Origin of the sequence: Pseudonocardia spirodelae (assembly GCF_037727765.1) — a bacterium.
In the GTDB taxonomy this organism is placed as follows: domain Bacteria; phylum Actinomycetota; class Actinomycetes; order Mycobacteriales; family Pseudonocardiaceae; genus Pseudonocardia; species Pseudonocardia spirodelae.
The window spans coordinates 1-9,732 of sequence record NZ_JBBJUP010000035.1 but is presented as its reverse complement, the minus strand read 5'-3'; the positions used below and the strand labels follow the sequence as shown (position 1 = coordinate 9,732).

Annotated in this window: 7 protein-coding genes, 1 tRNA gene and 1 pseudogene; 2 read left to right on the top strand and 7 right to left on the bottom strand. The window is 73.4% G+C overall.

The window, feature by feature from the left end:
* Positions 1 to 1,108: transglycosylase domain-containing protein (locus WJX68_RS25100; protein WP_340295453.1), on the top strand; the 1,108-nt coding region annotated here is incomplete at its 5' end.
* An 18-nt stretch (positions 1,109 to 1,126) separates the two neighbouring features.
* On the opposite strand, the gene otsB is transcribed toward WJX68_RS25100, so the two are convergent.
* Genes otsB through WJX68_RS25085 form a run of 3 tightly spaced genes read right to left on the bottom strand, consistent with a single transcriptional unit; the run spans position 1,127 to position 4,832 of the window.
* The gene (gene otsB, locus WJX68_RS25095; RefSeq protein ID WP_340295451.1) at positions 1,127 to 1,903 is read right to left on the bottom strand and encodes a trehalose-phosphatase; all 777 of its coding nucleotides are present in this window, start codon (positions 1,901 to 1,903) and stop codon (positions 1,127 to 1,129) included.
* Positions 1,900 to 3,318, bottom strand: a complete 1,419-nt coding sequence (locus WJX68_RS25090; protein ID WP_340295449.1) for an alpha,alpha-trehalose-phosphate synthase (UDP-forming) — start codon at positions 3,316 to 3,318, stop codon at positions 1,900 to 1,902. The genes otsB and WJX68_RS25090 overlap by 4 nt, the downstream gene beginning before the upstream one ends.
* Positions 3,319 to 3,350: 32 nt before the next feature.
* Entirely contained in the window at positions 3,351 to 4,832 is a 1,482-nt protein-coding gene (locus WJX68_RS25085) for a threonine/serine exporter family protein (RefSeq protein WP_340295447.1), read from the bottom strand.
* Between the two features lie 153 nt (positions 4,833 to 4,985).
* Here WJX68_RS25085 and WJX68_RS25080 point away from each other — a divergent pair.
* Positions 4,986 to 5,060: transfer RNA gene (locus WJX68_RS25080), tRNA-Thr, on the top strand.
* 621 nt (positions 5,061 to 5,681) lie between these two features.
* On the opposite strand, the gene WJX68_RS25075 is transcribed toward WJX68_RS25080, so the two are convergent.
* The 4 genes and pseudogenes from WJX68_RS25075 to WJX68_RS25060 all read right to left on the bottom strand — a co-directional run.
* The gene (locus tag WJX68_RS25075; protein ID WP_340295445.1) at positions 5,682 to 6,803 is read right to left on the bottom strand and encodes an NDMA-dependent alcohol dehydrogenase; all 1,122 of its coding nucleotides are present in this window, start codon (positions 6,801 to 6,803) and stop codon (positions 5,682 to 5,684) included.
* A 79-nt stretch (positions 6,804 to 6,882) separates the two neighbouring features.
* A complete protein-coding gene (styD, locus tag WJX68_RS25070) occupies positions 6,883 to 8,352 on the bottom strand; it encodes a phenylacetaldehyde dehydrogenase StyD (RefSeq protein WP_340295443.1) in 1,470 nt (489 codons plus the stop codon).
* Positions 8,353 to 8,403: 51 nt separating this feature from the next.
* Positions 8,404 to 9,375 carry an AraC-like ligand-binding domain-containing protein gene (locus WJX68_RS25065; RefSeq protein WP_340295441.1) on the bottom strand — a complete coding sequence of 324 codons (972 nt, stop codon included), beginning with the start codon at positions 9,373 to 9,375 and terminating at the stop codon, positions 8,404 to 8,406.
* Between the two features lie 17 nt (positions 9,376 to 9,392).
* Positions 9,393 to 9,732, bottom strand: a pseudogene (locus WJX68_RS25060) (phenylacetate--CoA ligase); the annotation flags it as partial.

Genomic DNA, 9,732 nt, shown 5'->3' with positions numbered 1-9,732 from the left:
CCCCGACCGGCACGGGCGCCCGGCGGACCGGCCGGCACCGGCCGACGGGATGCGCCCCGCGGTCGAGCGGCCCGCCCACCCGGCCGAGCGCCCGCTGCCGTCGCGCCGCGGGGGGCTGCGCCGCAGCGGCCCGCCGCCCCGGCGGGGCGGGGGCGCCGCGCCCCGTCCCGGGGTCGACCGTGCCGCGCCCCGCCGCCCGATCGGCCCCCGGGTCGCGCAGCTGTGGCAGCGCCTGCGCCCGCGGCGCGCACCGGGTGTCCCGGCGCCGTCGGCCCGCGCCCGGGTCCGCCGCGTGCTGCGCTGGGCGCTCCTCGCCCAGGCCGTCCCGCTCGTGCTGGTGCTGCTGTTCACGCTGGTGAACCCGCCGTACTCGATGTTCCGGCTGTGGAACTTCGGGCCGACGGTCGCGCGCTGGACCGACGCCGAGCACGTGTCGCGCAACTTCCTCGTCGTCGTGATGGGGCAGGAGGACCAGCAGTTCCCCGAGCGCACGCTCGCCGTCGACTACGGCATGCAGTGGGCCCGGGTGCAGGCCTACCTCGACGGCACCGACGACCCGTCCGGCTCGACGATCACCCAGCAGACCTCGAAGAACCTGTTCCTGTGGGCCGGGCGCTACCCGCCGCTGGAGCCCGTCCGCAAGGCACTGGAGATCCCGCCCGCGGAGACGATGGAGATCGTCATGTCCAAGCGGCGGATCCTGGAGATCTACGTCAACGTCGCCCAGTTCGCGCCGCGCGTCTACGGCGTCTGCGCGGCCTCCTGGTACTACTTCGGCAAGTCCAGCCGGGCGCTGAGCGTCGACGAGTCGGCCCAGCTCGTCGGGCTGCTGCCGTCGCCGCTGCACGTGCAGCGGGGCCCCGGCGGCGGGATGCGCTTCCTCGGCGACACCAACGGCAACGGGGCCGCCGACCCCGGCGAGCGCGGCTTCATCAGCGCCAAGGGCTACTGGCACGCCCGCGAGCGCGCGCCCCGCTGGTACGCCCAGATGGGCGGGCTGTCCGCGACCGAGGGCATCGGCATCCCCGGCAACGCCTCGGACCTGCCGGCCGCCGACGACCCGTGCCGCGAGCCGCCCGCCGCGCTGGACGGGATCGACGGCGACTGAGCCGGACGACCGGTGCGCTCAGTCCCGCAGCGCGGCCAGCCGCTGCAGCACGGCGGCGAACTCCTGCGGGCCGGCCACCCGGAACCCGGCCGCGGTCGCGCCGTCGCCGACCTTGACGCCGACGTCGCCGTCGCGCAGCACCCGGAACGCGGTCTCGTCGGTGACGTCGTCCCCGGCGAACAGCACCGCGTCGGCCGCCAGCGCGGACCGCAGCGTGTCGACCGCGGAGCCCTTGGTCGTCTCGACGACGGCCAGGTCCAGCACGTCCTTGCCCGCGGTGGCGTCGACGCCGTCGCGCGCCCACTCCCCGCGCACGCGCTCCAGCAGCGCGCCGCCCGCGGCCGGGTCCATCCCGCGCACGTGCACCGCGCCCCCGGCGGGCTTGGTCTCGAGCCGGGCACCGGGGGTGTCCTCGACCAGGGCGCGCAGGCCGTCGAGCAGCGCCGTGCGGCGCCGCGCCTGCTCCTCGGTCAGCAGGCCGCCGCGGCCGAGCAGCGCGGCCAGCTCGTCGTCGTACTCGGCGCCGTGGCTGCCGACCAGCCCGACCGGCGGGCCGAACCCCGAGACCGCGGCGAGGTCGTCGCGGCCGCGGCCGGACAGCATCACCACCGACGTCGCGTCGTGCGCGGCGAGGCGCCGGACGGCGTCGGCCGAGGCGGGCAGCGGCCGCGACGCCGACGGGTCGTCGACCAGCGGGGCGAGCACGCCGTCGAAGTCGAGGGCGACCAGCAGCCTCGGCACCGCCGCGACCCGCGCCAGCGCGTCGTCCAGCGCGGTGTGGAGCCCGGTGCTCACTGCGCGACCTTCACGCCCAGCGCCTCCAGGAACGCGGCCGCCCACCGGTCGACGTCGTGGTCCATCACCTGGCGGCGCAGCGTGCGCATCCGCTTCGCACCCTCCTCGGGTCCCATCGTCAGCGCCGCGTGCAGCGCCTCCTTGACCCCGTCGGTGTCGTGCGGGTTCACCAGCAGCGCGCTGGTCAGCTCGATCGCGGCGCCGGCGAACTCGGACAGCACGAGGCAGCCGCCGTCGTCGTGGCGGCAGGCGATGTACTCCTTGGCGACGAGGTTCATCCCGTCGCGCAGCGGGGTCACGAGCATGACGTCGGCGGCCAGGAAGAACGCGGCCAGCTCCTCGCGCGGCAGCGACCGGTGCAGGTAGTGGACGGCCGGGTGCCCGACCCGGGCGAACTCGCCGTTGATCCGCCCGACGGCCTGCTCGATGTCGTTGCGCATCTGCTGGTAGTGCTCGACCCGCTCGCGCGACGGCGTCGCCAGCTGGATCATGACGGCGTCGTCCACGGTGACCCGCTGCTCGGCCAGGAGCTCGTGGAAGGCGCGCAGCCGGACGTCGATGCCCTTGGTGTAGTCGAGCCGGTCCACCCCGAGGATGATCTTCTTCGGATTCCCCAGCTCCTCGCGGATCTCGGCGGCGCGCTTCTCGACCTCCGGCGTGCGCGACAGCGCGTCGAGCCGGCCGGAGTCGATCGAGATCGGGAAGGCGCCGAGCCGGATCCGCCGGCCGCCGTGCTGCACGATCTCGGGGTCGCGGTCCGGGGTCGCCCCGGCCAGCTCCTGGGCCAGCCAGTGGAAGTTGCGCACGCCGCCGTCGGTGTGGAAACCGACGAGGTCCGCACCCAGCAGCCCCTCCATGATCCGGGTCCGCCACGGGAGCTGGCGGAACAGCTCGACCGGCGGGAACGGGATGTGCAGGAAGAACCCGATCCGCAGGTCGGGGCGCAGCTCGCGCAGCCGCCCCGGGACGAGCTGGAGCTGGTAGTCCTGCACCCAGACCGTCGCGCCGTGCGCGGCGACCTTCGCGACCTCCTCGGCGAAGCGCTGGTTCACCGCGGTGTAGGCGCGCCACCAGTGCCGGTGGAACTGCGGCGGGGCGACGACGTCGTGGTAGAGCGGCCACAGCGTGCCGTTGGAGAAGCCCTCGTAGTAGTCGGCGACCTCCTGGGCGGTCAGCGTCACCGGGAACAGCGACAGGCCGTCCTCGGCGAAGGGCTCGACCTCGGCGTCGGGCACCCCCGGCCAGCCGACCCAGGCGCCCTCGCGGGCCCGCAGGGTCGGCTCCAGGGCGGTGACCAGACCGCCGGGGCTGCGCTTCCAGGTGGTGCTGCCGTCCGGGTGTCGCTCCAGGTCCACGGGCAGCCGGTTGGCCACCACCACCAGATCCGCCGCGGTCACCGGTTCCCCGCTGGACACATGTCCTCCTCGACGCTCGACCCGGGCCGACCCTACTTCGGATCCGGGCCGTCGGGCGCGGTGTCGGGCAGGCCGTTCGTGGACGGCCCGGTGACCACCCCGGACGCGGGCGGGGCGTCGGTGCCGCCGTGGCGCTCCTCCGGGCGGCGGCGCGGGCTCGCCACGAACTGCCCGAGCGCGACGCCCGCGGCCAGCGCGAGCCCGACGGCCAGCGCGATCGTGATCGTCACCAGGCCCTCGGACGGCCCCTCGATCGCCAGCTGGTAGAAGCCGCGGTAGGCGGCCAGACCGGGCAGCAGCGGGGTGACCCCGGCCAGCGTGACGACCATCGGCGGGGTGTCGGTGCCGCGCCGCAGCAGGCCGGCCGCGATGCCGACGACCAGCGCCGCGGCCCCGGTCGCCGGCACCTGCCCGAGCCCGGCGGTCTGGGTGAGCAGGCCGTAGACCAGCCAGCTCGACGCACCGACCGCGCCCGCGACGGGCAGCGAGCGCAGCGGCGCGTACCCGGCCAGTGCGTAGAACGCGGCCGCCAGCGCGCCGGAGGCCAGCGACAGCCCGAACTGCCCCGGGCCCGTCGGCAGGTCCCCGGACACCTCGATCTGGGTGCCCATCGCCAGCCCGAGCTGCAGCCCCAGCACGACGCCGGTCAGCAGGCCCGCGGACAGCAGCGAGATCTCCACCATCCGCGCGGCGGCGGTCAGGTAGTAGCCGGTCAGCGCGTCCTGGACGGTGCTGACCACGCTCAGCCCCGACAGCAGCACCGTGATGCCCGCCGCCACGACGTAGGACGCCCGGGTGCCCGGCGGGAACACCTCCAGCTGGACGAGCGCGACCGTCGAGGCCGTCACCAGGAAGCCGCCGATGACCTGCTGGAAGAACGCCGCGACCCCGCGCCGGGCCAGCAGGCGCCCGATCCGGTCGATGATCGCGGTGGTCACGAAGGCGGTCGTCGCGGTGAACGGCCCGCCGCCGAGCAGCAGGGCGATCGAGGCGGCCAGCGCGGCCCAGCCGAACGTGGCGACCCAGCGCGGGTAGGGGTGCGGGTGCCGCACGACCTCCGACACCTTCGACGACGCCGCCCGCACGTCGAGCCGGCCCGCCTCGACGTCGCGGATGATCGCCTCGGTCTCGGCGAGCCGGGTGAGGTCGAGCGTGCGGTAGCGGACGAGCCGCATCGTCGTCACCGGCTGGGCGGCGTTGCCGCGATGGCAGCACATGGTGATGGAGGTGAACGTGATGTCGACGTCGACGGCGGGCAGGCCGGCCAGGTTCGCCAGTCGCAGCATGGTCGCGGTGACCTCGTCGACCGACTCGCCGGAGGACAGCTCGATCTCCCCGATGCGCATGCAGAGGTCGAGGACCTCCTGGACGCGGGCGTCGTCGGGCACCTGCGGGCCGAGCATGAGCATCGGGACCGTCGACGGACCGGGGGTGAGCAGCCGTCGCGCGTCGCGCCGCAGCGCCCCGCGCAGGCGCCGTGCGAACCGGTCGGCCGTCGGCGTCTCCTCGGCCACGATCCCTCCATCCGTTCATGCGGGTCCGGTGTCGCACACCAGGCTAGGGGCGGGCCGACGGGCGACGACGGGCGATGGTCCACCTCACACCGTGCGACGGCCCGGCGGCCGGGAGGGTTGCGACACGGTCGGGGCGTTAGGCTGGTCGTGTTCGCCGGTGTAGCTCAGTGGTAGAGCAACCGCCTTGTAAGCGGTAGGTCGTCGGTTCGATCCCGACCTCCGGCTCCACGCCTCCACCAGCGCGTTCGCTGGTGGAGGCGCCGTATCGGCGTGCGGGACGTGAGGGGGCGCCGCCGCGGCTGCTCGTGGCAGAACAGGAAGGGTAGTGCCGTCAGGGGTGACCGAGGTCGGCGAGCTGGACCTGTCCGATGGCCGCGGCCTCATGGTTCTGGGTCGCGTCACGATGCCTCTGCACCCCGGACCGTTCATCGCGGGTCGGGCAGCGGGGCGCCGGTGGCCTCCACGACAGCGCCGGCTCGGCTGAGCTCACCGGGCTGCTGGACGCCGCCTCGCCGGGCCACCCGAGTCGCGCACGGGTGGTCGTCCGCCACGCCCGGGTCGAGGACCGGCTCCGCACCGTGGGGGACACCGCGTTCGACCACGTCCCGTCCCGGACGTTCGCGATCAACTCGGCCCGGCCGTCGTCATGCTCGCCGTCGACGTGCTGTCCCGGACCCGGTGACGGGGCGCCGGACGATCCCTCGCCCCGGGCCAGGGAACCAGAGATGATCATCGAAGCCTGCACGAGAGGGTCGGCCGGAGTGTTCGGGTGCACGGGATGTGCGCCGAAGGTGTGCTGACGCGAGCGGCGCGCCCGCGACGGGTGCGGACGCGCCGGATCTCCACCGGTCATCCGGCGTAACGGATCACCCCGCGCAGATTCTTACCGGCGTGCATGTCCTCGTAGCCCTGGTTGATCTCGTCCAGCGAGTACGTCGTGGTGACGAGCTCGTCGAGCTTGAGCAGGCCGTCGCGGTAGAGCTGCAGCTGACGCGGGATGTCGAAGCTCGGCGCCGACTCACCGAACAGCGAACCCTGCAGCCGCTTCTGGAACAGGGTGAGCTCGCCCAGCGGGATGTCGACCCCGGTGGTGGTGATGTCCCCGAGCCCGGTCACCACACAGGTGCCCTGCTTGCGGATGGCCGCGAAGGCGGCCGCCACGTGCTTGCCCGTCGTGACCCCGACGGTCACGATCGCCGAGTCGGCACCCTGGCCGTTGGTGAACTGACGGGCGATCTCGGTGGCCTCCTCGATGGTCTCCACCGCGTGCGACGCGCCGAACTGCTGCGCCTTCTCACGCTTGAACGCCACCGGGTCGACTGCGATCACGTTCGCCGCACCCGCATGCGCGGCACCCTGGACCGCGTTGATGCCGATCCCGCCGATGCCCATGACGATGACGGTGTCACCCTGCTGGACGGCGGCCGAGTTCACCGCGGATCCCCAGCCGGTGCCCACCGAACAACCGGTGAGGCAGGCCGACTCGAGCGGGATGTCCTTATCGATCTTCACAGTGGAGTGCACCGAGACGGTGGTGTGCTCGCAGAACGTCGAGATGCCCGACATCTGGCCCACGGGGGCGCCGTCGAGGGACAGCCGGAAGCTCGTCGGGTCGTCGGGCCGGCAGCCGGCCAGCAGGAACTGGCCGAGGTCGCACAGGTTCTGGTGACCGGTGGCGCACCAGCGGCAACGCCCGCAGCCGGGCAGGAAGGAGAAGACGACGTGGTCACCCTCCTCGTAGCCGGGGGTGTTCAGGCCGACCTTGGTGACGATCCCGGCGCCTTCGTGTCCGCCGGCCATCGGGAAGATCCCGGCCGGGATGTCACCGGTGGCGATGTGGTCGTCGGAGTGGCAGAGGCCGGAGGCGACGAGCTTGATCTGCAGTTCGCCGGGACGGGGATCGTCGAGGTCGAGCTCGACGATCTCGTACTTGCCGGGGGCCTCGCGCAGGACTGCGCCGCGTGTCTTCATGATGGTCCTCCTGAAAAGGTGTGCTGACGGGGCGGGGCGGTGCGGCGCCGACCGGGCCGGTCGGCCGCGGGAACGTGGTTCACAGGACCACGGTGACCGTCTTCTCCTCGGTGTTGGCGAGGATTCCGCTCCACCCGAGTTCGCGGCCGATGCCACTGGACTTCATCCCGCCCCACGGCAGGGCCGGATCGATGGCGGCCCAGCCGTTGATCCACACCGCCCCGGCGCGCACCTGGCCGGCCAGGGTGTGTGCCGCGGCGACGTCGCGGGTCCAGATGGTGGCCGCCAGCCCGTACCGGGTGTCGTTGGCGAGACGCACCGCCTCGGCCGGGTCGTCGAACGGGATCACCGTGCCGACCGGCCCGAAGATCTCCTCCTGGGCGATCCGCATGGCGTTGTTCGCGTCGGCGAAGATCGTCGGCTCGACGAAGAAGCCCTTCCCGTCGGGGCGGCCACCCCCGGCCGCGACCGTCGCGCCCTCGGCCCGGCCGGCCTCGATGTAGGACAGGACCCGGTCCCGCTGTTTCGCGTTGACCAGGGCACCCATCGTCGTCGCGCCGTCGAACGGGTCGCCCAGGACCTGCGCCCGGGCCGCACCGGCGAGACCCTCGACGACCTGGCCGTACACCGAGCGGTGCACGAGGACCCGGGTGCCCGCCGCGCAGACCTCGCCCTGATTGAAGAACAGCCCCATGGCCGTCCCGTTGACGGCGGCCTCGATGTCGGCGTCGGCGAGGACGATCTGCGGCGACTTGCCGCCCAGCTCCAGCGTGACCCGCTTGAAGGTCTCGGCCGCGGTGACCTGGATCGTCCGGCCCACCTCCGGGCTCCCGGTGAAACTGATCTTGTCGACATCGGGGTGGGCGACCAGGGCCGCCCCCGCGACGTCGCCCCGCCCCGGGACGACGTTGACCACGCCGTCGGGCAGGCCCGCCTCCTGGAGCAGCGCGGCCAGGTGCAGGGTCGACAGCGGCGCGTCCTCGGCCGGCTTGACGACCACGGTGTTGCCCGCCGCGAGCGCGGGGGCGAGCTTCCACCCTGAGATCATCAGCGGGGTGTTCCACGGGATGATGGCGCCGATGACCCCGACCGGCTCCCGCACCGTGTAGGAGTGGGTCGGCCGCCCGAAGTAGCCGGCGGTCGGGATCGTCGACCCGGTGATCTTGTCAGCCCATCCGGCGAAGTGCCGGAACGTCGCGATGGCGTTGGGTACGTCCAGCATCGACGGCTGCCCGACGGGCTTGCCGACGTCGAGTGCCTCCAGCCGCGCCAGGTGCTCGGCATCGCGCTCGATCAGGTCCGCGACCCGGTTCAGGATGCGCCCGCGTTCGGCACCCGGCGTCGCGCCCCAGGCCCCGTCCAGCTGGGCCCGCGCCGCCTGCACCGCCTGGTCGACATCGCCCGCGGACGCCGCCTGCACATCCACCAGCAGCTCTTCGGTGGCCGGGTTGAGGTCGGCGACGGTGCCGGCGGAACCGGAGCGCCACTCGCCGCCGATGAGGAGCCGGTCCGGCAGGCGCACGGCCGAACGATCGTCGATGGTCGTCATGGCACGTACGCTGCCGCCCGAGCCGTCACCGCGTCTTGCCGTCTGCGGAACTCACCTTGTCCTGGCACGCACAGAGTTGCCGACGTGCGCATCGACGCGTGCATGCGCCTCCGTGCGGTAGTCACGGGGGGACATCCCGTAGACGGAGCGGAACGTGCGGCTGAAGTGCGCGGCGTTGACCAGGCCCCACCGGGCGGCGACGGCGCTGACGGGCCGGTGGGCGAGGTGCGGATCGCCCAGATCCCGGCGGCAGCGCTCGAGCCGCCGGGAACGGATCCAGCCGCTGACGGTCTCACCCTCGGCCTCGAAGGCCCGCTGCAGGTAACGGGCGGACACGTGGTGGGCCTCGGCGATCATGACCGGGCCGAGTGCCGGGTCGCCGAGGCGACCCTCGGCGTAGGCCTGCGCCCGGACCAGCAGCGACCCCCCGGCACGGCCGTCGTGGTCGGGCTCGTCGAAGGCCGCTGCGACGGAGTCCAGCACCGCGGGGCCGAGATGCCCCGCACCGATCGGACGAGCGCCCTCGTCGAGCAGCCGCCGCAGACCGCGCAGGAACGGTGACACCAGTTCGCCCACACCGTCGGCGGCCCGTACCGCCACGGCGGTACGGCTCGACAGCACACGCTCGGAGAGGGGTAGCGCCGTGCGCGGACACATCACCACCAGCATCCGGAACGACGCGTCGAACCGGAGCCGGTACGGCCGCGCCGTGTCGTAGATGGCCAGGTCACCCGGCGCGAGGGCGGCCTCGCGCCCGTCCTGTGCGAGCAGCCCGTGCCCGGCGACCTGCAGGCCCACCTTGTAGTGCCCCGGGTCCGCGGCGCCGATCGTCGCACGGGTCCGCCGGACCGTCTGTCCCGTTCCCGACACCTCGGCCAGCTGCAGACCGTCGAACTCGGTGGTTCGCAGCAGCCCGCGGAACGGACCTCCGCCCGACGGCGCATGGGGTTCGAGCGGGACGAAGGCGCGGGAGAGCACGGAGCGCCAGTCGTCGAGGCGCTCCGAACTCGTCGTCGGGTGCACGCCGCCTCTCGACGATGTCACGTCGTGCGGCGGTCTCGGAGACGCTGGAGCTTGCCGATCGAGCGTTCCAGCGAGTCGGGGTCGACGACCTCGCAGGTGACGCTGATCCCGACGGTCTCCTTCACCGCGCGGACGAGCTCCGCGGCGGCCGGCTCGCGGCGGTCGGCGGGGGTGTCGTGCCGGGCCTCGACCCGCACCGTCATCGCGTCGAGCCGGCCCTGTGTCGTGAGTTCCAGCTGGAAGTGCGGGGAAAGCCCCGGGGTGCGCAGCACGATCTCCTCGATCTGGGTCGGGAAGACGTTCACCCCACGCAGGATGATCATGTCGTCGGACCGGCCGGTGATCTTGGCCATCCGC